The 23946-nt window shown below is 62.1% G+C and carries 24 protein-coding genes and 3 pseudogenes; 10 read left to right on the top strand and 17 right to left on the bottom strand.

Going from position 1 to position 23946, the window contains the following annotated elements; all coding sequences use genetic code 11:
* Nucleotides 1-516: 516 nt before the first annotated feature.
* The 8 genes from J6497_RS29230 to J6497_RS29265 form a co-directional block, all read right to left on the bottom strand.
* On the bottom strand, nt 517-1155 hold the full coding sequence (locus J6497_RS29230; RefSeq protein WP_225707717.1) for a lysozyme family protein: 639 nt from the start codon (nt 1153-1155) through the stop codon (nt 517-519).
* Nucleotides 1156-1280: 125 nt separating this feature from the next.
* Entirely contained in the window at nt 1281-1742 is a 462-nt protein-coding gene (locus J6497_RS29235) for a hypothetical protein (RefSeq protein ID WP_225707718.1), read from the bottom strand.
* A 340-nt stretch (nt 1743-2082) separates the two neighbouring features.
* Nucleotides 2083-3642 (bottom strand): 2-isopropylmalate synthase, encoded by a 1560-nt coding sequence (locus tag J6497_RS29240; protein ID WP_225707719.1) that lies wholly within the window; start codon nt 3640-3642, stop codon nt 2083-2085.
* Between the two features lie 550 nt (nt 3643-4192).
* Nucleotides 4193-5122 (bottom strand): polyphosphate kinase 2 family protein, encoded by a 930-nt coding sequence (locus tag J6497_RS29245; protein WP_225707720.1) that lies wholly within the window; start codon nt 5120-5122, stop codon nt 4193-4195.
* A gap of 9 nt (nt 5123-5131) precedes the next feature.
* Nucleotides 5132-5833, bottom strand: a complete 702-nt coding sequence (locus J6497_RS29250; protein WP_225707721.1) for an NUDIX hydrolase — start codon at nt 5831-5833, stop codon at nt 5132-5134.
* A gap of 10 nt (nt 5834-5843) precedes the next feature.
* Nucleotides 5844-6869 (bottom strand): ABC transporter substrate-binding protein, encoded by a 1026-nt coding sequence (locus tag J6497_RS29255; protein WP_225707722.1) that lies wholly within the window; start codon nt 6867-6869, stop codon nt 5844-5846.
* Nucleotides 6870-7019: 150 nt separating this feature from the next.
* Complete coding sequence (locus J6497_RS29260; RefSeq protein ID WP_225707723.1) at nt 7020-7808, bottom strand: ABC transporter permease; 789 nt, start codon at nt 7806-7808, stop codon at nt 7020-7022.
* On the bottom strand, nt 7808-8632 hold the full coding sequence (locus J6497_RS29265) for an ABC transporter ATP-binding protein (RefSeq protein ID WP_225707724.1): 825 nt from the start codon (nt 8630-8632) through the stop codon (nt 7808-7810). Before J6497_RS29265 ends, J6497_RS29260 begins: the two co-directional genes overlap by 1 nt.
* Nucleotides 8633-8757: 125 nt before the next feature.
* Here J6497_RS29265 and J6497_RS29270 point away from each other — a divergent pair, with 125 nt between their 5' ends.
* Together J6497_RS29270 and J6497_RS29275 are read left to right on the top strand one after the other, a co-directional pair.
* On the top strand, nt 8758-9546 hold the full coding sequence (locus J6497_RS29270) for an ATP-binding cassette domain-containing protein (RefSeq protein WP_225707725.1): 789 nt from the start codon (nt 8758-8760) through the stop codon (nt 9544-9546).
* Nucleotides 9543-11102: an ABC transporter permease/substrate-binding protein gene (locus tag J6497_RS29275; RefSeq protein ID WP_225707726.1), complete on the top strand. Its 1560-nt coding sequence runs from the start codon at nt 9543-9545 to the stop codon at nt 11100-11102. The genes J6497_RS29270 and J6497_RS29275 overlap by 4 nt, the downstream gene beginning before the upstream one ends.
* Nucleotides 11103-11220: 118 nt before the next feature.
* Here J6497_RS29275 and J6497_RS29280 read toward each other — a convergent pair whose 3' ends face one another.
* A complete protein-coding gene (locus J6497_RS29280; protein ID WP_225707727.1) occupies nt 11221-12930 on the bottom strand; it encodes a sulfatase-like hydrolase/transferase in 1710 nt (569 codons plus the stop codon).
* Between the two features lie 175 nt (nt 12931-13105).
* Nucleotides 13106-13777, bottom strand: coding sequence for a TetR/AcrR family transcriptional regulator (locus tag J6497_RS29285; protein WP_225707728.1), 672 nt, complete (start codon nt 13775-13777; stop codon nt 13106-13108).
* A gap of 114 nt (nt 13778-13891) precedes the next feature.
* Between J6497_RS29285 and J6497_RS29290 the strand changes: the two genes are divergently transcribed.
* Together J6497_RS29290 and J6497_RS29295 are read left to right on the top strand one after the other, a co-directional pair.
* The gene (locus J6497_RS29290; protein ID WP_225707729.1) at nt 13892-14512 is read left to right on the top strand and encodes a hypothetical protein; all 621 of its coding nucleotides are present in this window, start codon (nt 13892-13894) and stop codon (nt 14510-14512) included.
* Between the two features lie 203 nt (nt 14513-14715).
* Entirely contained in the window at nt 14716-15006 is a 291-nt protein-coding gene (locus tag J6497_RS29295) for a DUF7684 family protein (protein ID WP_225707730.1), read from the top strand.
* A 146-nt stretch (nt 15007-15152) separates the two neighbouring features.
* On the opposite strand, the gene J6497_RS29300 is transcribed toward J6497_RS29295, so the two are convergent.
* The 6 genes and pseudogenes from J6497_RS29300 to J6497_RS29325 form a co-directional block, all read right to left on the bottom strand.
* Nucleotides 15153-15473 carry a hypothetical protein gene (locus tag J6497_RS29300; protein WP_225707731.1) on the bottom strand — a complete coding sequence of 107 codons (321 nt, stop codon included), beginning with the start codon at nt 15471-15473 and terminating at the stop codon, nt 15153-15155.
* A 251-nt stretch (nt 15474-15724) separates the two neighbouring features.
* Nucleotides 15725-16135, bottom strand: coding sequence for a cupin domain-containing protein (locus J6497_RS29305; protein WP_225707732.1), 411 nt, complete (start codon nt 16133-16135; stop codon nt 15725-15727).
* A gap of 550 nt (nt 16136-16685) precedes the next feature.
* Nucleotides 16686-17033: a transposase gene (locus J6497_RS29310; protein ID WP_225707743.1), complete on the bottom strand. Its 348-nt coding sequence runs from the start codon at nt 17031-17033 to the stop codon at nt 16686-16688.
* 79 nt (nt 17034-17112) lie between these two features.
* Nucleotides 17113-17544, bottom strand: a pseudogene (locus J6497_RS42465) (DUF993 family protein); the annotation flags it as partial.
* Nucleotides 17435-18382, bottom strand: a complete 948-nt coding sequence (locus J6497_RS29320) for an alpha/beta fold hydrolase (protein ID WP_225707733.1) — start codon at nt 18380-18382, stop codon at nt 17435-17437. The gene J6497_RS29320 and the pseudogene J6497_RS42465, both read right to left, overlap by 110 nt.
* Before the next feature lie 143 nt (nt 18383-18525).
* Nucleotides 18526-19059, bottom strand: coding sequence for an FMN-dependent NADH-azoreductase (locus J6497_RS29325; protein WP_312010383.1), 534 nt, complete (start codon nt 19057-19059; stop codon nt 18526-18528).
* 215 nt (nt 19060-19274) lie between these two features.
* On the opposite strand from J6497_RS29325, the gene pdxR reads away from it, so the two are divergent.
* The 4 genes and pseudogenes from pdxR to J6497_RS29345 all read left to right on the top strand — a co-directional run.
* Nucleotides 19275-20732, top strand: a complete 1458-nt coding sequence (gene pdxR, locus J6497_RS29330; protein WP_225707734.1) for a MocR-like pyridoxine biosynthesis transcription factor PdxR — start codon at nt 19275-19277, stop codon at nt 20730-20732.
* Between the two features lie 112 nt (nt 20733-20844).
* The gene (locus J6497_RS29335; RefSeq protein WP_225707735.1) at nt 20845-21309 is read left to right on the top strand and encodes a carboxymuconolactone decarboxylase family protein; all 465 of its coding nucleotides are present in this window, start codon (nt 20845-20847) and stop codon (nt 21307-21309) included.
* A 59-nt stretch (nt 21310-21368) separates the two neighbouring features.
* Entirely contained in the window at nt 21369-21683 is a 315-nt protein-coding gene (locus J6497_RS29340) for a DMT family transporter (protein WP_225707736.1), read from the top strand.
* 220 nt (nt 21684-21903) lie between these two features.
* A pseudogene (locus tag J6497_RS29345) lies at nt 21904-21993 on the top strand (IS5/IS1182 family transposase); the annotation flags it as partial.
* Between the two features lie 9 nt (nt 21994-22002).
* On the opposite strand, the gene J6497_RS29350 reads toward J6497_RS29345, so the two are convergent.
* Entirely contained in the window at nt 22003-22248 is a 246-nt protein-coding gene (locus J6497_RS29350; protein WP_225707737.1) for a hypothetical protein, read from the bottom strand.
* Nucleotides 22249-22488: 240 nt separating this feature from the next.
* Between J6497_RS29350 and J6497_RS29355 the strand changes: the two genes are divergently transcribed.
* Complete coding sequence (locus J6497_RS29355; protein WP_225707738.1) at nt 22489-23604, top strand: DUF2336 domain-containing protein; 1116 nt, start codon at nt 22489-22491, stop codon at nt 23602-23604.
* Nucleotides 23605-23725: 121 nt separating this feature from the next.
* Nucleotides 23726-23946, top strand: a pseudogene (locus J6497_RS29360) (hypothetical protein); the annotation flags it as partial.

A 23946-nucleotide genomic window follows, 5' to 3' on the forward strand; every position in this document is an offset into this window, starting at 1 on the left:
GCGTACTTAGCGCCAGCGTCGGGGCGCCAGAACCACACGACTTCGCCGTCCACGGATAGTCACGCTCGTCAGTCGCAACACCCGCGTCCACCGCATCTCACCGCAACGTTCGTGACGATCGCGACCCGCCCCTCATCCGCCGTGAGACGCGCGGAGTCATAATGCTGATTTGCCCGACGGGTTAAGCGATTTATTTTTCGCGCGAGGGATGGACAGACTTTTGGTGATTTGCCCGTCGGGTCGTTTTGTCGCACTTAAGTCGCGACAATCAACCGTGTCATTCCGGGGCGATGCCACCGGGTCCGCACGAAGCGCGGCCCGATGACAGGCTCCGCATCGAGCCTGGAATCCATTTCGCCGCTTGTGCGTGCGGCCCCATGGATTCCGGGCCTGCGCCTCGCGGCGCATCCCGGAATGACAGAGAGAGGTTGGTGGCCTGGTGGATTCCGGGCTCGATGCTTCGCATCGCCCCGGAATGACGGGAGCGGTGCTGGGAAGCGCGCTCTCATTCAAGTCTCACGAGCGCCCTGGTGCATTGGCCACCGCCATCTTGCGGTCCGCCCAGAGCTTGAGATCGCGCACGGTCAACACCTTCAGGAACGGATTGGCATTGACCAGCTTCTCGCGGGTGGTGCGGCCTGTCACGTCGGCGGCCGCCATCAGGGAAGCGGCGTCGGCATTTTCCGCCGCGGTCAGCAAGGCCACGGCACCTGCCGGTCCGGCAAAATGCACAAGGTAGAGAGAACCCGGCGTGATCGGCAGGCCGCGCTTGCTCAGCATCGCGGCATTTTGCTCGATCGTGCGCGCGGTGATTTCCCGAGCAAGCCCGGCATCCCGACGCAGCTCCAGCACTTCCTTGTCGCTGCGTCCCTGGACCAGATCGCGTCGATGCCTTCGAACGGCTTCGAGCCATGTGTCGTCGAGGAATTGAGCGGCTCCGGTCGCACTCGAGCGCTTGTTCCTGGCATTCGGATCGCCGTTCGATTCGGCTGCAACAATGCGCTCGACCAGCGCCCTGATCGCGGCCCGGTCGATCGGTGTCTCCTTCAACTGAACGTCGCAAAGCCAGAACAGGCTTGCCGTGACGGCCAAGGCGACCGCTACCGCCAGCATGATGGCAATGCCTTCCACCGACCACCACGACCGCGCCGTCACAATGGTCCGACGCTCATCCGGATCTGGCGGCCTGATTTCATCAGCACGGCTTGCCCGCTTCGACCCATGCATCGGGTGCCGCGGCTTAGTGTCAGCCACCTCCTCGAAGGCAAAGGACTGTTGCGCTAGGTTTGACATCCCAGTGGCAGGTTCAATGCTTTGAACAGGCCGTCGAAGGCGCCAGGCTGACAGGACTTGGTCTCGACGGTCGGCTTGGAACGCGTGGTCTTTGCCGTTGCCTTGGCAATCCGGTGCTTGGCCAGATCCTTGGGCAGATTCTTGGGCGGATTCTTGGCCAGATCCTTGGGCCGAGGTCTGGGCAGCACGACAGCGGTTTTTTCGGCGGGGACTGCGCGCTTTACCTGTTCAGCGGTCGGCGCGGGTTCCGGCGCGGCGGCCGCGGATTGAACCGGCGGCGCGATCGGCTCGGGCGAAAAAATCTGCTGAGCCGATGCCCGCTGGTGCGCGTGCGGGATTTCGTTTCGGTCTGCTGCCGTCAGCGTATCGCTGGAGGCGAAGCCCAGAGTTGTCTGAGCAAGCTGTGTCTCGACAGGCTTTGTCGCGCGCGGTGGAGTCTGGATCTCCATCACCGCAAGCGTACCGAGGCCAACAAGGATGAGAGCCGCCCTCATCTGATCTCGCGTTTCATCGGAGACCCAAGGCTAGGTCTCAATGCGGCGGCTTGGCGGCGGAAGCGAACGCCTCAGGACGGAAGCGGAAAAGATCAGGGATTAAGGTTAATGCTGGGCGTCGCGTTCACGCCGAAGCGCAGGGTGGGCAAAGGAGCGCAGCGACGTGCCCACCATCACAGATTTCGCTCGCGATGGTGGGCACGCTTCGCTTTGCCCACCCTACGATTTCGCGATGACGGAGGCAGTCGCGATCAGCTGACGCGCGCCCCGGAATGACGGTGGTGGCTGTGGCGCCTCAGCCCGCGACGGCGGCCGGGATGTCGCGCTGGCGCTTCATGACGATCTTGTTGAGGGCGCCGAGATAGGCCTTTGCCGAAGCAACCAGGGTGTCCGGGTCGGCGGCGCGGGCGGTCATCGAGCGGCCGTCATGGGCGAGGCGCACCGACACTTCGGCTTGCGCATCGGTGCCTTCGGTCACCGCGTGCACTTGGTAGAGCTCGAGCTTGGCGTCGTGCGGCACCAGGCGCTTGATGCAGTTGAAGACGGCATCGACCGGGCCATTGCCCTCGGCTTCCTCGATCCGGGTCTGGCCGTCGACGTCGAGCTTCATGGTCGCGCGCTGCGGACCGTGAGTGCCGGCGATCACGGTCAGCGAGGTCAGCTTGATGCGATCGTGGGCGCCGGCGATCTCTTCATCCAGAAGGGCCTCGATGTCCTCGTCGTAGATGTCCTTCTTGCGGTCGGCCAGCGCCTTCATCCGCGCAAACGCATCCTCTAACTGGTTCGGCCCCAGCTTGTAGCCCATCTCTTCCAGCTTATGGACGAAGGCGTGGCGGCCGGAGTGCTTGCCGAGCACCAGCGAGGACTGCTTCAACCCGACCATCTCGGGTCGCATGATCTCGTAGGTGGAGGCATCCTTCAGCACGCCGTCCTGGTGGATGCCGCTCTCGTGCGCGAACGCGTTTCGGCCGACGATCGCCTTGTTGTACTGCACCGGGAACGAGGTCGCCGCCGAGACCAGCTTGGAGGCGCGCGTCAGTTGCGTGGTGTCGATCTTGTTCCAGTACGGAAACTTGTCGTTGCGTACGTTGATCGCCATCACGATCTCTTCGAGCGCGGCGTTGCCGGCGCGCTCGCCGATGCCGTTGATGGTGCATTCGACCTGGCGCGCGCCGCCGACGATGCCGGCCAGCGAGTTGGCAACGGCCATGCCAAGGTCGTTATGGCAATGGACCGAGAACACGGCCTTGTCGGAGTTGGGCACGCGCTCGATCAGCGTGCGCATGAAGTGCGTGTACTCGTCAGGGGTGGTGTAGCCGACGGTGTCGGGGATGTTCACCGTGGTGGCGCCGGCCTTGATCACGGCTTCCACGATGCGGCAGAGGAAATCCATCTCGCTGCGGGTGCCGTCCTCGGCCGACCATTCGACGTCGTCGATCTGGTTGCGGGCGCGGGCGACGTTGGCGATCGAGGTCTCGATCACCTGCTCCGGCGTCATGTTCAGTTTCACCCGCATGTGCAGCGGCGAGGTCGCGATCACCGTGTGGACGCGGCCGCGTTTTGCAAATTTCACCGCTTCGGCGCAGCGGTCGATATCCTTCGGATGCGCCCGGGACAGGCCGGCGATGACAGCGTTCTTGGACCGGCGGGCAATCTCGCTGACTGCCTGGAAGTCGCCCTCTGAGGTGATGGGGAAGCCGGCCTCGATGACGTCGACGCCCATGTCGTCGAGCAGTTCGGCAACCTCGAGCTTCTCTTCGAAGGTCATGGTGGCGCCGGGACACTGCTCGCCGTCACGCAGCGTGGTGTCGAAAATGATTACGCGGTCCTTCTCGGACTTGTTGGCGGTGGTCATCTGCAAAGTTCCTTTGGGTCGATCGCGCTATCTTATCACTGAGCGCTGAAGGGTTTCTGATGTTCTCACACAACCCCTGAGTGCCCAGGCGCAATCGCCCAGACGGCCCTCAGGGGCCGATAAGAAGCAGAATCCCGCCAAGAAGGAGGGTCGGAAGCGACGCAGCCGGAATCGCGGGGGCGGCCTTGGCCGTTCCCGTCGGGATTCCATCGTTCTCGCTGCGAATCAGCATTTCCGGTACCCTTTGGAGGCCAAAATTCTCGGTCAAAACCGTTGACGGTTGGTTGCCGAGGCGACCTTCACGGTTGGTTTCTAGACGAAGAGAGCGGCCAGCCGCAACGGTAAAAAGATGGTCAGCGGGGCTGACCTAATTGCCGCGAGGCGTAGAATGCTCGGCCTCAAATCACCCGCCGTCATTCCGGGGGCGCGCCTCTTGGCGCGAGCTATGATGTGCAATTGCACATCAGAGAATCCATCGGGCCGCAGGCGCAGGCGGTAAAATGGATTCCGGGCTCGATGCTTCGCATCGCCCCGGAATGACAGCCGAAAGCTACTCCGCCTTCTTCCCGACCTCGCGCTTCCCCTCCGCCAGCAAGGCCTCGCGGACGCGCTTGAATTCGCTGCGCTCGGTCTTGTCGACCTTTGGGAAATGCAGATCGAGCTTCTCGAGCGCACTGACGATGGTGGAGCCGATCACCACGCGGGCGAACCATTTGTGGTCGGCCGGCACGACGTGCCAAGGCGCGGCGCGACTTGCGGTATGGCGGATCATGTCCTGGTAGGCGGCCATGTAGCGGGGCCACAGCGCGCGCTCATCGACATCCGCCATCGAGAACTTCCAGTTCTTCGCCGGCTCCTCCAGCCGCTCCAGGAAGCGCGCGCGCTGCTCCTGCCTGGAGACATTGAGGAAGAATTTCAGGACCACGATGCCGTTGCGCGACAGGTAGCGCTCGATCGCGGAAATATCCTCGAAGCGTTCGCGCCAGATGTTCTTGGTGACGAGCCGCGGCGGGAGCTTTTCCTTGGCGAGGACTTCGGGATGCACGCGCACCACCAGGCATTCCTCGTAATAGGAGCGGTTGAAGATGCCGATGCGGCCGCGCTCGGGCAGCGCGATCATCGAACGCCACATGAAGTCGTGGTCGAGTTCCTTGGTCGACGGCTGCTTGAAAGCGGTCACCTCGCAGCCCTGCGGGTTGATCCCTTCGAAAACGCTCTTGATCGCGGAATCCTTACCGGCGGCATCCATGCCCTGAAAGATCAGGAGCAGCGACCAGCGGTCCTGAGCGTAGAGCTTCTCCTGGAAATCGACCAGCCGCCTGCGATTGGCCACGATGATCTCTTCGCCCGCGGCCTTGTCGAGGCTGCCCCTCTCATTGGTCTTGAGCGATCTCAGGTGAAAGTGCTCCGACCCGTCGACGCGGAACGGCGCCACGAAGGATTTCAACTCATCGGCCAGCGACTGCGGTTTCTTGCTCATGAACCTTTCTTACCTGCTCAGGTGCATCTCGATGAACGCGGTGACGAAGCGCGGCATCGTGGCAGTGAAGTCAGAGGAGTCCCGCACCAGAAGGATTGCCGCCAGTTCAGGGTCTTCCTGCAAGGCGAGATTGCTTTCGATCCGCTCGCGCAAGGCATCGCCGGGCATATCGACATACAATATCCGCATCATGGCGATGGCGACGCCGGTGAAGACGCAATCCCAATGCACATCAGGACGATAGTCGCCGGGCGAAAGCCCGGTCTCCTCCTCCACCTCGCGCGCGACGCTGCCGGCGATATCGAGCATATCGCCCCTGATGTCGTCGAGATCAGGCGTGCCCGACGGGAAGTAGACCCGTCCGGGGTTCGAGGTGTGATGGCCCATTTCGCCGAGCACGAACGCGCCGTCGCTCGAGAGTAGCGCGCCCATGCCAAAGCCGTTGAAGACGTTCCTGTCGGGAAAGCCCCAGTCGCGCCAGGCGAGGAAGCTCGCGAAATCGGTCTCGAAGTAGCTCGCGCTCAGGCGCTCGCCTTCGAACGTGGCGCTGCGCCCGAGGAGCACGCAGCCGTTCCAGAGGTTCGGCCGCTCGCGCTGCGCCTCAGTGAAATGAGCATCGATCTCGGCGCGGCGCGCCTCCGCGAACGGCCATGCCCATGGCTGCACCTTGAGATCGAGCGCGGTGACGCGGTGAATGGAGAGTGGCGTCATCGACGCTGAGCTACTTCGCACCCTGCCCTGCGGTCTTCGCCTGCTCGACGAACCTGTTGGTGTAGGTCTTGCTGACGTCTATATTGGCCTTGGCGACCTCCGGCGAGCCTTCGCTGAACACCGCCAACACCGCGTCAGCGCCCTTCGGGTCCATCTTGCCGGTCTGCGAATACATCGGGATCGTGTTCTTCAGCGCGGCGAGATAGAGCTCCTTGTTCTTGCCGACCATCTGCTCGGGCATCTTCGCCATGATGTCTTCCGGCGAATGCGAATGGATCCAGGCGAGCGTGGCGAGGATCGCGTTGGTGAGCGCCTGCGCTTCCTTCTCATGTGACTTGACCCAGGCCGCGGTCGAATAGAGGGCGCCGCCCGGGTATTCGCCGCCGAACACCGCAAGCGTGTCGTGCTGGGTGCGGGTGTCGCTCAGTATCTTCAAGTCCGGATGGCCGCCTTGCAGCACGGTGACGGCGGGATCGAGCATCACGGCGGCATCGATCTGGCCCTGCTCCATCGCTGCGACCGCGGTCGCCCCCAGGCCGACGCCGATCACGGAGGCGCCGGCGGGATCAAGCCCGTTCTTCTTCAGAAGATATTTCAGAAAGAAATCGGTCGACGAGCCGGGCGCGCTGACGCCGACCTTCTTGCCGGCGAGATCCTTGATCGAATTGATCTCTGAGGTGTGCTTGGGCGACACCACCAGCACCAAACCAGGATAGCGGTCATAGACCACGAAAGCCTGCAGCTCCTGCCGCTTGGCGGCGAGGTTGACGCAATGATCGAAATAGCCGGAGACGACGTCGGCGCTGCCGCCGAGCACCGCTTTCAGCGCGTCCGAGCCGCCCTTGAGATCGACCAGCTCGACCGCAAGCCCCGCCTTCTCATATTCGCCGAGCTGCTTGGCGAGCACCGTCGGCAGATAGCACAGGCAGGCGCCGCCGCCGACCGCGATCGTGACCTTGCTTTGCGCCGCGGCGAGCCCCGACGTCAGCAACAGCGCCAGCAGCGCGCCGGTCAGGCGGCCAAACAGTTTCTTCATGATCTTCTCCGTTCCATTGGCGGCAAGATAGAGCAGTGCGCGGGCCTTGAGAAGGCGGCTCTCACGTCATTGCGAGGAGCGACAGAGACGAAGCAATTCATGCCTCCGCAAGCGGAAAAATGGATTGCTTCGCTTCGCCCGCAATGACGGCTACCCTCTGCTTTCCGCTGCTGTCGGCCGCCAGACCAGCAGGCGTCGCTCGACCAGGGTCACGGCCATGTCGATCAGGATGACGAAGGCCGACAGCACGAACATGCCCGCGAACACGCCGGCAACGTCGAACACGCCCTCTGCCTGCTGGATCAGATAGCCGAGGCCGGCGGCGGCGCCGAGATATTCGCCGACGACTGCGCCGACCACCGCAAAACCCACGGATGTATGCAGCGAAGAGAACATCCACGACAGCGCCGACGGCCAATAGACATGGCGCATCAATTGCCGCTCGCTCATGCCGAGCATGCGGCCGTTGTCGAGCACCGTCGTGCTGACTTCCTTCACGCCCTGATAGACGTTGAAGAACACGATGAAGAAAACGAGGGTCACGCCGAGCGCGACCTTGGACCAGATGCCGAGGCCGAACCACAGCGCGAAGATCGGCGCCAGCACGACGCGCGGCAGGGCGTTTGTCATCTTCACGTAGGGGTCGAACACGGCGGCGACGCGCGGCTGGCGCGCGAACCAGAAGCCGACCAGGATGCCGGCCGCCGAGCCGATCACGAAAGCGAGAATCGATTCCCACAGCGTTATCGCAAGATGCTTCCAGATCACGCCGGTCGAGAACCAATTGACGATTTGGCTGAAGACGTCGATGGGATTGGAGAAGAAGAACGGCGGCAGCAGGATGTGACCGAATACCGGCACGGTGGTGAAGGCCTGCCACAGCGCCAGCACGACGACCGCGACCAGAACCTGGCAGAAGAGAAGCGTGACGCGGGACATCAATCGGCTCCCCGGGCTTGCGAAGATTGCGCGTAACCCTTCATCACTTCTTCCTTCAGCACGCCCCAGATCTCGCGATGCAATGCGTGAAACTGCTTGTCCAGCCGCACCTCGAAGATGTCGCGCGGGCGCGGCAGCCCCACACGCCAGTCGCCGATGATGCGCGAGCCGGGACCGGCCGACATGATGACGACGCGGTCGGCGAGCGCGATCGCCTCCTCCAGGTCATGGGTGACGAACAGCACCGCCTTGCGGTCGGCCGTCCACAGTTCGAGCAACAGATTGCCCATCACCTGCCGGGTCTGGGCATCGAGCGGGCCGAACGGCTCGTCCATCAAAAGGATCTTTGGATCGCGGATCAGGACCTGCGCCAGGCCAACGCGCTTGCGCTGGCCGCCCGAGAGCATGTGCGGATAGCGGTTTGCGAACGCCCCGAGCCCGACCGAGGTCAGCCAGGCCTGCGCGCGTTTCAGGGCCTCCTCGCGCGGCGTACCCTTGATCTCCAGCCCGATCGCGACATTGTCGATCGCGGTCTTCCAGGGGAACAGCGCATCGGCCTGGAACAGGTAGCCCGCATCGCGGTTCAAGCTTGTGAGGGGCAGGTCGAAGATCCTGACTGCGCCGGCGGCCGGCTTGAGCAGGCCGGCGGCCACATTCAGCAGGGTCGACTTGCCACAGCCGGTGGGACCTACGATCGCGACGAATTCACCATCTGCGACCGCAAAATGCGCCTTCTCGACGGCGGTATAGACGCGGGCATCGGCGAGGCGAAACGCCACTGTCGCATCCTCGAGCGCCACCGCTGTTGGCTTGGCTTTGTCCACCACGTTCCCTCCCTGTTCGGGAGGATGCCTTAGCCTCTCGTGCGGACAAGTTCAACGCAGCATCGCAACGTGCTAGTTGATCTGTGATCTCCCGGACGGGAGCGCAGCGCGAGGGTTGAACAGCATTGTCCAACGGACCACTCATTGCCTACACCAATGTCGGCAAGACCTTCGCCAACGGTGACGTGGTCGCGGTCGACGATGTCTCGCTGGAGGTCGCCGAGGGCGAGTTCCTCGCGATCGTCGGCGGCTCCGGCTCGGGCAAGACCACCTTGCTGCGGCTAGCCAACCGGCTGATCGACGCCGACAGCGGCAGCGTGATGGTCGAGGGCGAGGACGTACGCAACGTCGATCCGATTTTGCTGCGGCGGCGCATCGGCTATGTCTTCCAGAGCGGCGGCTTGTTTCCGCATCTGTCGGTCGCCGGCAATATCGGCATCACGCCAAGGCTGCTCGGCTGGCCGGCAGCGGAGATCGCAGGCCGGGTCGACGAGTTGCTCGATCTGGTGCAACTCGACGGCGGGCAATATCGGGAACGGCTGCCGCAGGAGCTTTCGGGCGGACAGCGCCAGCGCGTCGGCGTCGCGCGGGCGCTCGCCGCACGGCCGCGCATCGTGCTGATGGACGAGCCGTTCGGCGCGCTCGATCCCCTCACCCGCGATGCGCTCGGCGACGATTTCCGCGAGCTGCACGGGCGCCTCAAACTGACCACAGTCATGATCACCCACGACATGACCGAGGCGCTGTTGCTCGCCGACCGCGTCGCGGTGATGCATGGCGGCAGGCTGCTAGCGCAGGGCACCCCAGTGGAGCTCTCTGACAGCACTGATCCTTACGTCGAAAAACTCCTGCATACGCCGCGGCGGCAGGCGGAACGGCTCGGCAGATTGCTGCCGCGGGACGGCGCGGCATGAGCCTGTTCTCCGATCCGCGCTGGACCGAAGCGCTTTCGCATCTGCCCGATTATCTCGGCAACCATGTGCGCGTGAGCCTCGCAGCGCTCACGCTCGGGCTCATCGTCAGCCTGCCGCTTGCGATCGTCGCGCGCAACCGGCCGCTGCTTCGCGGCGCGCTGCTCGGCTTTGCCTCTATCGTGCAGACCGTGCCGGGACTGGCGCTGCTGGCGCTGTTCTATCCGCTGCTGCTCGTGCTCGCGGCGCTGACGCTGTCCTGGTTCGGATTCGATTTCTCTGCCTTCGGATTCCTGCCGGCGGTGCTGGCGCTCGCGCTCTATTCGATGCTGCCGGTGCTCCGCAACACCATCACCGGATTATCAGGCGTCGATCCGGCGCTGACGGAGGCGGCGCAGGGCGTCGGCATGACGGAGCGGCAATCGCTGTTCATGGTGGAGCTGCCGCTGGCACTGCCGGTGATGATGGCGGGCATCCGCACCGCGGCGGTGTGGGTGATCGGCACCGCGACGCTGTCGACGCCGATCGGGCAGACCAGCCTCGGCAATTACATTTTTGCGGGGCTGCAGACCCAGAACTGGGTGTTCGTCGTGTTCGGCTGCCTCGCCGCCGCCGCGCTGGCGCTCGCGGTCGACCAGCTGCTGGCGCTGATCGAGAACGGCCTGCGCTACCGCAGCCGGCTGCGCGCCGCGCTCGGCGGCGTCGGCATCGCGGCGCTGGTCGCCGCGACGCTGGTGCCGGCGATGGCGCGCTCGGCCTCGAGCTATGTCGTTGGCGCCAAAACCTTCACCGAGCAATATGTGCTGGCGGCCCTGATCGCGCAGCGGCTGAACGCGGACGGCCTGTCCGCAACCACGCGCGCCGGCCTTGGCTCCAGCGTGATCTTCGATGCGCTCAAGGCCGGCGATATCGACGTCTATGTCGATTATTCCGGCACACTATGGGCCAACCAGTTCCACCACACTGACATCAGGCCCCGCGAGGAGCTGCTGGCCGACTTGAAGGCGACCCTGGCCAAACAAGGCGTCACACTGCTCGGCGACCTCGGCTTCGAGAATGCCTATGCGCTCATCATGCCGCGGCAGCGCGCCGAACAACTCGGCATCCACACCATCGCCGATCTGGCCGCGCTCGCGCCCTCGATGTCGATCGCCGGCGACTACGAATTCTTCTCGCGGCCGGAATGGGCCGGCATCAAAGGGGCCTACGGGCTGTCGTTCCGGACGCAGCGGCAGATGCAGCCGGATTTCATGTATGCCGCGATTGCCTCCCGCGAGGTCGACGTGATCGCCGGCTATACCAGCGACGGGCTGATCGCGAAATATGATCTCGTGGTGCTCGGCGATCCCAAACACGCGATTCCGCCGTACGACGCGGTGATGCTGCTGGCGCCCAAGCGCAAGGATGATGCAAAGCTGCGCGCGGCACTGCAGCCGCTGCTCGGGCGCATCGACATCGCCGCGATGCGCGAGGCGAACCTGCGCGCCGCCGGCAATAACGGTTCGTCATCGCCGGATGCCGTCGCGCGCTGGCTGTGGGAGAGGATCGAGAAGAAGTAAGGATCTGTAGGATGGGTAGAGCGAAGCGAAACCCATCAGCTTCCCGACAAGCCGCCCGAATGATGGGTTTCGCTGCGCTCTACCCATCCTACGTGGCTTCACGCGGGACGGCGCGCTCCTACAGCCCCTTGATCACGCCGGCGTCGATCAGGAGGCGGTTGAAGCGGCGCGCTTCGGCGCCGTCCTTGCAGGAATAGAACAGGCCGTTGCAGCGGAGCATGATCTTCTTCTGCTCCTCGAATGACGGATCGAGCGGAATGCCGGCGGCTTCCTGGATCATCAGCGGCAGATAGGCCGCGTCGATCGTATCCATCACGGCCGGCGATTTCACCGGTTCGAAATTGATGGCGTCGATCGCGTAATAGGTGGCGAAATAGCGAGGATCGTACGTCTCCAGCTTCTTGCCGACACCAGCGACATCCAGGCCGGGGTCCAGGAGATGCGGCGCGAATTCCGGCTGATGATCGCCATAGCGCACGATCAGGAACGGCTGCGCCGGAAACTTCTTCTTCAGCCCCGCGACGAAGGCGGCGTAGTCGCTGGCGCTCATCACCTGCCGGCGCAGATATTCGTCGATCACGGGCGCATTGCCGAGCGGGCGCCAGGACGGCGTCAGGTCCGGACGCAAGGGCGTCTTCCACGGGAAATGGTTGGCGGCGAGATAGACGAAGGTGAACAGCGGCGCACCGGGCGGCTGCTCCGCCATCAACCGCAGCGCCTTGTCGTAGAAGAAGCGGTCGGGCTCGACATCCTTGGCGCCGAGATCGCGGGCATCATAGAAGCGCTGGATGCCGGTCGTGGCCTGGAAGCTGCGCGCGCTCATGAAGGCGCCGAACGCCGGATAGAGCGAAAGCGTGTTGTAGCCGCAGCGGCGGAGCGCAAGCGGCAACCCGCGCTCGACGCGGCCGGAGGCGATGCGGGTGACGAAATAGGCGAAGCGGCCGAAGGAGCGCGAGGAGAGCCCGGCAAGCACGTTGTATTCGGTGAACCAGCTCGGCCCGCCATTGCTCTCCGCCAGGAACTTTCGCTCGACCCCGTCATAGGACTTGAACTGCGCGCCGTAGCCCGGCGGCACCTTGACGCCTGCGGCGGCGCGGATATCGAAGCTCGATTCATCATGGATCAGGATGATGTTCGGCCGACGGCCGGCCGGGTGGCAGGAATCCATCAGCGGGATCTTGAGGTGCTCGCCCGCAACCGCATCCGACTCCATGAAGCCGTAGTTGATGAAATCAGAAACCGCCGTGACACCCGAGCGGGCAAATTTCGACAGATAGCCGTCGTCGTAATAGATGCGCCAATCCTCATCCGGCCAGGTGAAGGCGTATCCAGTCAGCGCGGCCAGGCACGCCAGCTTGCAGGCCAGCGCCGGCAGGCGTCGGACGCGGAACGGATCGAGCCACCACAGCGCATACATCAAGGGCAGCGTGACGAGACCCACGCCGATCAGCGGCCAGCGCAGGTTCGGAAAGATCGTCAGCAGGAAGGAGGCGCTGTCATGGTCGATCACCATCAGGTCGACGAAGTTCGCGGTCATCTGCACGACTTCGTGCTTGAACCGCGACAGCAGCACCAATGCCACCACCAGCGTCAGCGACAGCGCGCCCGATAGCGCCGGCCGTCGCACCAGCGCGATGAAGAAGAAGTTCAGGGTTCCCCAGGACAAGATGAAGCAAAGGCGCGAGCCGAAATCGGTCTCGGTCTGCACCATGATCGCGAGCGCCGCCATCTGTGGCGCGGCGACGGCGAGCAGGCGCCAGATGCCGATCGCGGCCAAGCCGCCGGCGATGGCGGCGATAGAGGAACCTTGATTTGGCGCGGGCGCCATGGGTAACGAGGCAACATTCCCCGGCGCGGTAGTTCGCCTTGGCTGGAGGTGACCAGGAGGCGGACGACGCAGCCGGACCCGCGCCGTGTCACAAAACCGTATTGTAAGCCCCATGAATGCGCAATGAATTTGCGGCCGCGGACGCGACGCATGGTAAATCCACGGGCTAAGCCGTTCAGCGCTTGGCGACCCCGTCGATGAAGAGGTCCATGGTCGCTTCCGCGGTACGTTCGGCATCGTCACCCGCGACACCCCAGCGCGGGAAATGACCGTCGATGTTCATGCGGGCAAAGCCATAGACCAGCGCGCGGCCGGCGATCTGGACTTGCTTCAGGTCGGAGACACGAAGCTGGCCTTGGGCAAAGGCCTCCGCCAGCGTCCGTTCGGTCAGCGCAATCAATTCCGCATTGTCGCGGGAGACGCCGGCCGACCGATCATGGTCAAAAAAGCGGCGACTGGAAATGATCTCGAAATGGGCCGGGTTCTTCATCGCCCAGCGCACATAGGCGAGCCCAAACGCGCGAAACCGCGCCAACGGGTCGTCAGCCTTCGCGGCATCGAGCGCCGCCTGGATCTCGGCCCGAAAACGCCGCTGCGCCTCTTCCGCCAACGCAGTCATCAGCGCATCGCGGCTCGGGAAATGCCGGAACGGGGCGCCGGGCGAGACGCCGGCGCGGCGCGCTGCCTCGCGGACGCTGACGGCGTTCGGTCCGCTCTCGTCCACCAATTGCAGCGCGGCGTCGACCAGGGCGTGCCGGAGATCGCCGTGATGATAGGGCTTGGTGATGGCCGCCGGCGAATTGCGGCGACGCGGCTTTGCGGCGGAGGATCTTGTGGCGCGGCGCATACCCCTCCCTAGCATCACCGGCTCGTGAATGTAAGCACTGATTACACGGATTGACCGCTTCGTCGCAGGAAATGTAACCAGTGATTACATTACATGCCAGGAGGGAGGCGAAACATGCCGATGGGTCCACGCTGGTTCGAGGGTTGGCGACTGTTTGCCGTGCTGACATTGATCCTGATCGCGCTCAGCCTCTGGATCGCCGGCATGCGGCAGTTCGAGGTCGACGGCGTCAGGATGGTGATCCGCTTCACGGCACGGACCTCGCTCTTGTTATTCTGCCTCGCCTTCTCGGCATCCGCGCTGGCGCAGCTCTGGCCGAACGCCTGGACGCGGTGGCAGCGCCGCAACCGCCGCGCGCTCGGCGTCAGCTTCGCGGCGTCACACGCCATCCATGCCGTGGCAATCGGCTGCTTCGCGCTGATGGATCCGGCCGGCTATGCGGCTGCGACCTCGGCCGCATCCTACGTCTTCGGCGGCATCGGCTACGCCTTCATCATCGCGATGACGGCAACCTCGTTCGACCGCACCGCGGCTGCGCTGGGCGCGCGGGCCTGGCGAATGCTGCACCTGATCGGTGGCTATTATCTGCTGGTGCAGTTCACGGTCTCATTCGGCAAGCGGATTCCGGAGATGCCACTTTACGCACTGTTCCTGATCCCGCTCGCGGCGGTGTTCGCGCTGCGGATGATCGCGATGGCATCAAGGCGGACACCGCGCGCCGTCGAAGCCGGATAGCCTAGACAATACTCATAAATCAGGTAGCGTGATGCAACGAAGCTAATATCCGCTTTGCCATCAAAAGCGACGGAGTTGCTGCGCGGCAGCGAATGACGGGATGGGCCAGGAACTGACCTCAGGCCGTGGATCGCACTTTACTAATTCGTTCGGCCGGCCATTAATCTGCTCGGCCTAAGCAGGGAGTTGGATGGGCAGCAATCATGAGCTATGCGTCAAGGGTCATTCTTCACCTGCCACTATCGAACGAAGACCTATTGGACGCCTTCGTCGAAAAGTGCCTTCGCGATAAAGTTGCTCTTATTGCAGTCGTCGGAGAAGGCGCGGCGCGGATAGAGGACATCATCGATGAACTCGTGGTGGGCGACGCATCGGATGACACGCGCTTTGTTACCACCACCTCGCACTCGAATGAGTCGGTGGAGGAGGTTTTGGAGTTCGCTAATTGGTGGAACGACGAGCGAGATCCGTCCGTCCAAATAGTAAAATTATAGTCCGCAAGAACATCCGCTATGGGTCATAAGCCGTCATCTACCAGAACCGCCGCAATTTCGGATATGGGCCATAAGCGGTCATTCGATAACGGGAGTGGGCGCGGCAGACCCCGCACTTTAAAGCCGCCGATGTTGTCGGCCGCTATTTATTTGCCGACACCGACTTTGCCCAAACTGGGCGCCGTGACGACGAGGATCGCGAACAAAATAACGCCTGCCCAAGTGAGCGAAGAACCGATCTGCAGCAACGGCTCCGCCCATGCATGCCCTGCTTGGACAAGATATAGACTTGGCAGCATCAGGACGAGACCGGCATTGTAAATGGTGAAGTGAACCCATGCCCGGCGTTTGGCGGCGACCGTTGGATGCAACGCGTAGAAACAGCCGGAGAGCGCCGACGAGACCCAGCCCAGAAGGTTGAGATGGGCATGGGCATCAATAAATTCATGGTTACCCGAAAGTCCCATCTGCATCCCCACAGACGTGCCGGCGACAAACCAAAGGACAGCTCCCCTGAAGAACAATGACGATATCGACATCATTAACTACCTTTGGTGGATCAGACGCGCCTTGCGACGCCCAGCAAGAACCGCGGCGTCAAACCGGTCACAAAGGGTCGGTCCGGGCGGACGATGCCGGATGCGGAGCCGCCACAGCCTTCTGTCCTCCAGCCTGTCGACCGACAATGATTAGCTTCTCCAGGGCCGGTACGATGGCATTATTTGTGATCGTGCTGTACCAGCACGGTCGGCGGCGAGCCCTGATCTTTGACATAGAAGACGAGCAGTTTCGCGGGCTCGGTCGCGCTCGCGTTGCGGCTGACAACGTGAACGTCCGTCGGAGATTCGTAGAAGACGTCACCAGCCTTCAGGCTTTTCGGCTCCTCCCCATCCACTTGGGTGACAATGATCCCTTCCAAGACATAGACAAACAGGTCGGCATTGTGGCGATGAGGTTGCGAGACTTCCCCAGGCGCGAAGTCAACAATCTCCACCATGCCATCCTTACCAGGAAAATCGGGGAGCTCCTTGACCATCAAAGTCGTCGCCTTTCCAGTCCCAGCATTGGCGCCGGCAACTGCTACGGTGGCACTGAGCGCCAGAGACAAAACGAACGCTACTTTTTTCATCTTGTGATCCCTAACTTTGAAGCGTGCCGATCCCAAACTCCGAGGGGCGCCCCCAATATCAGGCGTCTTGGAATAAAACCTAGATCCATGAATGGCCTCACGCACTATGCCATGTCAGGGCCAGCATCTGCAGCATGCCCATTTCGGCCGGGACGCCCATCGCGGAAGTGCGCTTCAGCGTCACGAGCACGTGGAACCGTGCTGGCCTCAGCCAACAAGACCACGCCACGCTTTAGGACGTCGCCGGCCTCGTCCAACGTAACGGCGATTGTCGCGTCCAGTAGGCGGCGGCCTGCGAATTATGAGGCAAAACCAAGTCAGTATCGAAGCGCGATCGAATGGTGCCGAAGACCATTTGCAATGCGACGCTATGTCTGAAGCAGACCTCGAGGACAGCTTCTCGGTGGTCGGCTATGGTTGGCTGTGTGGAAACGGATAGCTGGAAGCGGCCGTGGTCGGCCATCGTTGTAGGTCACGGATGTTTCCGCGTCGGATCGGCCCAGGTGGTTACAGCGAGCCGCTGTCGTGCATTTGGAGGTACTTTCCGGCTTCAGGTGGCGCGGATGGCTGCGATCAGGCTCGTTTTGCCGAAGATGTTCATCACCCGTGTGAGCTTATAGGCGAGGACGTGCAACGCCATCTCGGCGGCGACTTTCCGTAGACGCTTCATCAGGAAATGGGTCGCACCCATACGGGCCTTGATCGTGCCGAAGGGATGCTCGACGATTTCGCGCCGCGTCCGCATGGCGTCGGGATTGGAATCGAGCCGTCTCTGGACCTCCTCGACCACACGCTCATGCTCCCAGCGCGTGACGCGGCGCTCCTTGGACGGCGTACATTGGCTCTTGATCGCGCAACTTTGGCAAGCCGCTGTCGACCAGTAACGGCGCAGCGTCATCGACGTTGGTGTAGTGATAGGGCATTCGCCTAGCCGCAAGTTCGTGATCGCGATGGATTCCGGCTTTGTCGGAGAGGCGAAAGAACCCAGCCAAATCAAGGGTCGAGCGTGTGCTCTGCTCTCTTGCCCGCCGACCATCGTGAAATGGTCCTGATTCCGTTGAGATAGGCAAGAAAGACCACGCCCGTCTTGTAAAAGCGCGTCGGCGCCTGAAGATATGACGGGAGAGAGGAACCGTTGGGGAGAGAATCCGGTCAAAAGCCATGCGGTCGCCGCTCGCCAGACTCGTCAGAGCCGCGGCCGCCGCAGTTGCGATAGCATCGAAGATTCCGAGACTCTCCCCACCCAGGGTGCATAAGCGAACGACAGCGTGACCCGTTACATACGATGCAGCCGAAGATCTATTGAGCAGCGGCGCGAATTTCCGCGGCGACCCGCGCTGGGTCCTGCAGATGGGCGTAGTGACCAATCCCGGTGAGCAACGTGAAATCAGCCTTTGCTTTCGAGGCAAGCTCGATACCCATCTCCTTGTTGATGTAGATGTCCTTCTCACCCCAGACAATCTTCACCGGGGTTGTGAGACGTGAGATATTGGCTTCAAGATAGTTCTCGTCGCGCGTAAAGTGCGAATAATAATGATAAAAGGCATCGCCCGAGGTCAGTGAGCCTTGGTTCCACCCCTTCAGCATATCTTGCTTAAAGGCCGTTGAGATCGGAAACTGCGCTTCCCTGGGCAATCCGCCCTTGAAGGCGTTCTCGATAACTTTGTCGCTGTTCTGGTAGTATTGAGTACGGATCTGGTCCGATGTTGCCGGTGCCTTCAAGTCCCGCAGGCGTTCATGCATATATTGCGGGCGGTCGAATGGAGCGAAATCTCCAACGACGATCTTGCGCGCAATGCCAGGCTCATCGAGCGCGGCGAGGAGCGCCGGCAAGGCACCGATATCGGTCGCATAAATAATGAGCTTCGTACGGTCGATGCCAGCCTTGTCGACATATTCCTTCACCACGCGCGCGTAATCGCTCGGAGCATAGGAGAATTTGTCCGTCGATGGCCGTGAGGACAGGCCATAGCCTGGCCAATCGAAGGCATGAACCTCATATTCATCGGCAAGCGTAGTCGTCACGGCTTCCCACGTTTGGAGCGTTTCGGGGAAGCCGTGCAGGAGAAGCACGACGTTCTTCGATCGCCGGCTGCGTATGACCTTTCTCCGAAGAGTGATGTCCTCGTCGAGTTTGACAAACCCGATCATTTTGGATTGATCCGCATCGTCATGGGCTGCCGCAGGAGAGATCGAAGCGCCGAGCGCTAGGGCGACTGCGGCGACTGTTGGAAGCAGTTTCGACATTGTTCGTTCCTTTCAATTTTCCACCGGGGTTGTCCGGATTCGAGACTGGGATCAGATGTAAATCGGCGCCGAAGCGTGACTTCATCAAGCAACAAGAGAATCAAAGGGCGATCGTGCCGATCGGCGCTCGTACCCACGCGGAATTACGTCAGCGCTCGGCGATAAAGGTATGGAAGAGAAATGCTGCTGTAGCGCGCGATCCGTCTGGCCCTGACTTCGGCTCCGGCGTCTGATCCTAAGCCTGAGCCTTCAACAGAGAAGAACGTCAGGTCATGCAATCCGATGATGCCCAGAATGGCTTTTAGATGCAGCGTCAGAAAATCTAGCTGACGCGCGTGCTCGCCGGAATACCTCCCTCCAGCGGATAGGGCGACAAAGACCGGACGATCGCGCAGGGCGGCGACCTTGCCGCTGGCGGTCATGGTGAAGGTACGACGAACCCGAACGATATGATCAATCCACGCTTTCAGCGTCGAAGGTACGGTGAAGTTGTGCATCGGCGTTGCAATGGCAACGGCATCCGAATTCTCCAATTCTTGGATGAGTTGTTCGGATAACGGCATCGAACCTTCCGGAGATGTTTCAGCGGGCGACCGCTGTGTGGCGCCAAGAGCGTTGGCGTAGCTTTCATCGATATGCGGGATGGCGCCGCCTCCGATCTCCCGGTTGACCAGCAGGGCAGCCGGCTCGCGTTTTCAGCAAATAGCCGATGATCGTTCGAGAGAGCCTGTAACTCTCCGACATCTCTCCGCGTGGGCTACAGGTGACATGCAGAATTTTCATGATCGCCTCGTAATGGCTGCGCCGGAAGGCCGGTCGTCATGCGCAACATTTAGGAGCCCGATGGTCTGCACCAAAGGTCCATGAATAGACATTGGGACTAGGCCATGCCATGATCGCGTACAACCCGTCCGAGGAGTTGGACAGACCCATGACCATCTCAAAGGCCGGCAAGATCTCGCCGCTGGATCCGGCGGCGGAACCGTTTTATCGCCAGATCTATGACCGGTTTCGTGGCGCCATTGCCAACGGCTTACTGAAACCGGGTGACCGCATCCCCTCGGCACGTGCGCTAACAAAAGAACTGGGTTTGGCGCGAGGCACGATTGACACTGCCTATTCGTTGCTGGCCGCGGAGGGGTACATCGAGGCCCGCGGCCAAGCCGGTACCATCGTCGCGCCTGGCCTCAAGCCGCGAACGGCCATTGCGATCCCGATCCGGCAGGCCAGTCGCAGCGCCGCAGCGACTAGCTTTCGTCCGGATTCGATCTTGCCGTTCCAGATGGGGTTGCCGGCGCTGGATGAATTTCCGCGAAAAATATGGGCGCGGCTCGGCGCGCGGTGCATCCGCGCCATACAGCCATCAGACATGGTTCATCCCTCCGTGTTCGGCCTGCCGGCGCTGCGCTCCCAGATCGCCGCTTATCTCGGGGTTTCGCGCGGGATCAACTGCTCGCCGTCCCAGATATTCGTGACCTCGGGATATCGACACACCATCGAGCTGATCGCGCATTCGTTGTTAAAGGCGGGAGACCGTGTCTGGCTTGAAAATCCGGGATACCCGCCAACGCGGGAAATATTGCGGCATATGAAGATCGAAGCCGTCGCGGTGCCGGTCGACCACGAGGGCATGGCCGTTTCCAATGGGTTTCGGCTGGCGCCACGCGCACGCGCGGCTGTCGTCACGCCGGCGCATCAGAGCCCGCTATCGGTGTCGCTGTCGCTGCCCCGGCGTCTGGCGCTGCTGGACTGGGCTAAACGAAGTGACGCATGGATCATCGAGGACGATTACGACGGCGAGTACCGCTATGTCAGCCGGCCGCTGCCGGCGCTGAAGAGTCTGGATCGCGACGGGCGTGTGCTCTATTCGGGCACGTTCAGCAAGGTGCTGCTGCCGAGCCTTCGCCTGGCCTATCTGGTTGTACCGGAAAGCGAGGTCGAGCGGTTCGAGCAGATCACCGAAGCCCTGGCGGGAGGCAGCCCCCGGCTGACGCAAGCCATCGTCACCGCCTTCATTACGGAAGGGCACTTCGCGCGCCATATCCAGCGGATGCGAAAGCTCTATGCGGAGCGTCGGGTAGCGGCGGTCGCCGGCCTGGAAAGCGTGCTTGGGAAACACCTGCGAATCGATCCGCAGCCCGGAGGAATGCATCTGATCTTACGGCTACAAGGCCGGCGATCGGATCGCCGGCTTGTCGCGCGCATGCGCGAAGAGGGCTTGTACGCGGAAGCATTGACCGATTGGATGGTCGGCAGCGATGGTGCCTCAGCCTTGCTGCTCAGTTTCACGAATATTGGCTCCCAACGCGCGGCCGAGCATCTCGGAAACCAACTCTTGCGGCTGATGTGATCGGCGGCAGCAGGGATTATGGCCTAGTAAGGAATGCCGGTCTTGGACCTTCTGAAGTGAACCAAGATACCGCACGATCGAAACCTCGATCAATCAATAACGAGGATTCATCATGAGCAACCGTATCGACTATGCCAAGACGTCGCCCGCCGGCTACAAGGCCTTCCGAGGCATTTACGTCCATGTTCAAAACTCCGGCCTTTCAACGGACCTTACCAATCTTGTGTATCTGCGGGTGTCGCAGATAAATGGCTGCGCCTACTGCATCGACATGCATTCTCGCGATCTGCTAAAGGCGGGTATCGCGATCGAAAAGCTCGTCCTCGTGCCGGTGTGGCGCGACGCGAGCGCCGTATTCAGTCCGCGCGAACGTGTCGCCTTGGCTTGGGCAGAAACCGTCACACGCGTCGCCGAGACCGGCGTACCGGATGCCGACTATGAGGCTGCGTCTGCCGAGTTCGACGCCAAGGAACTCGTCGATCTCACCTATGCGATCGGCCTGATGGGAGCCTTCAATCGGCTGGGCATTTCGTTCCGCACGCCCCCCGCAGCGACCCTCGCGGCTCGCGCAGCTTAACCAACCCATCGACGACGCTTCGCGGGCAGACACGTCTGTCGCAGGTCATGACAGTCACCATGGCATGGATACTTCTCACTATGGCTGGACTACTAGAAATTGGCTTCGCCTTCGGTATGAAGTGGTCGGTAGGTTTCACGCGGCTGATACCCGGACTGTTTACTGCCGTCACCGGTCTCTCCAGCATCTTTCTGCTTTCGATTTCACTCCGTACTCTCCCGGTGGCTGCCGGCTACGCGGTGTGGACCGGTATCGGCGCGGCGGGCACCGCCATTTTGGGAATGGTATTCCTCGGCGAATCCGCCGCACTGCCTAGAGTGCTCTGCATTGTTCTCATCTTGGCAGGCGTGATTGGCCTCAAGCTGGGGAACTGAGCTAGTGGATGTCGAGCCTCAGCACTTCCGTCCGGTCGAGCCCCATTGACTTATAAGGGTACACCAACGTCGGCTAAGGGTCATTTTCGACCGATTCAGCGGGGTAGCCTGCTGGCTGATGTCCGCTCTTCCTCAAAAGCGCTGGTGCTGGGGCCGAGCCAGGAGCGCTGCATTTGGCCGGACGCTTGTGATTCAAACTCCCAAACTGGGGTTTCGAATCATGCGCTATGAACTCGCCGATTATGAATGGGCCGCTATCAAGCCGATGCTGCCCAACAAGCCGCATGGTGTTCCTGGGGTGGACGACCGTGCTCGAAACTCACTCGTCCCTGACGAGATGGAATCTGCGGCCGAGCTGGTGATGCACGGTGATGACGGCGCGGTCGACGTCGCTGATCAGGCCGTCGCCGAGGACGACGTTCGGAATTTCCCAATTGCGGCCGGCGCCGGCGTGCGGCCGGGTGGAAACGGCGACAACTTGCGCCGTCTCGCATCCGGGCTGGCTGCGCAGCGCCTCGTTCGCGAGATAAGTGAGTTCCGCATTGCTCTTTCCGATCGTTGCCATTGCTACTCCTGACAGGCCGAACGTCCGGTGTGCAACAGGCCTGCGGCGTGTTTGGGGCAGCTCAGGTGCATCAATACCGCGCGGCAGGCCATGATCCTCCGATCTTGAGTTGAATGGGTTACGCCCCGCTAACCTTCCCCACGGCTCCGTCCGGAATCGGGTTCCAGCTTAACGCAGGCGTAAGACCACGCTTGCCATTTTCCGGACCAATCCGAGAAACCTGCAACAAGAACAATGCCAATGATGGTGCAACAGCCGGCTCACTCGATCATCGCTGAACTCGAGGAAGCCGTGAGAGACGGCTCGTCGGCGAAGCGGATCAAGACCCTTCGACGGGTGACCGACCTCTTCCTGAACGACGGCGAGCGCTTGAGCGACGAACAGGTCAGGGTGTTCGACGACGTCCTGTGCCTCCTGATCACGCGCGTCGAGAGCCGGGTCAAAGCCGAGCTCAGCAAGCGCCTCGCCCCACTCGACTACGCGCCATTCGAGGTGATCCAGCATCTGGCCAAGGACGACAAGATCGAGGTCGCCGGTCAAGTGCTCGCGCACTCGAGCCGCGTCTCCACGGAAACGCTGGTCGAGGTTGCCAGCACCAAGGGGCAGGATCACCTGCTTGCGATCTCCGGTCGCGCCAGCCTTCCCGAGGAGGTCACCGACGTGATCGTCGATCGCGGCGAGGTGCGCGTGATCCGCCGGCTCGCCAACAATGCGGGCGCACGCTTCTCGGAAGCCGGCTATTCCGGCATCGTCGCGCGTGCCGAAGACGACGACGAACTGGTCGAGATGCTTGGATTGCGCATCGATCTTCCGATCAAGTTCCTCCGCGAGCTCCTGCACCGCGCCAAGGACACCGTGCGCGCCCGGCTGCTAGCGATCGCTCCGCCGCCGCTGCAAGAGGAGATCCAGCAGGTGCTCGACGAGATCGCCGGCGAGGAGCCTGCGATGCGACGCAGCTTCGGCATTGCCGAACAGCTCGTCAAGCTGATGAAGGAGCTGAACGAGCTGGATGATGCGGCGGTGTTCAAGTTCGCCGAAGCCAACAAGTTCGACGAGGTGATCGTCGCGATTGCCCTGCTCAATGACGTTGCGCCCGAAATGATCGCACGGCTGATGGAAGGACACCGCTCCGACCTGATCCTGATTCCCTGCCGCGCGGCCAGGCTGAACTGGCCGACGGTGGAGACGATCCTGCGCAACCGGCCAGCGGCGCAGCCGATCTCCGCACAAACCATGGAGCAGGCACAACGGGATTTCCGCCGCCTGTCGATCGAGACCGCCCAGCGCACTGTGCGCTTCTGGCAGCTCCACAACCGGATCGAGAAGCCGGCGGAGGGGCGTCTGGGCGCGAGCTGATTCGCGTCATCCGTCATTGCGAGAGGGCGTGGCGCACTCGCAGGCTGTAGATTCCATGGGGCGGTGAGCGTGGCCTTTCCGATAGGTTTGGGTTTCCACACTCGAACCCTCGGAGAGTCAGATGCAAGCATCGACCGTAGACACGCCCACCACCGGCCATAATGGCACAATTTTCGTTGCGATCGAACTCAGTCAGAAGACGTGGCTGGTGACGCTGCACAGCCCGGATCGGGATCGGATGTCGCGTCACAAGCTGGAGGGCGGCGATCATGCGGGGCTGCTGGGGTTAATTGAGAAGGTCCGCAGCCGGGCGGGGGAGAAGCTCGGATCGGTGCCGCGTGT

Origin of the sequence: Bradyrhizobium cenepequi (genome assembly GCF_020329485.1) — a bacterium.
Lineage (GTDB): Bacteria > Pseudomonadota > Alphaproteobacteria > Rhizobiales > Xanthobacteraceae > Bradyrhizobium > Bradyrhizobium cenepequi.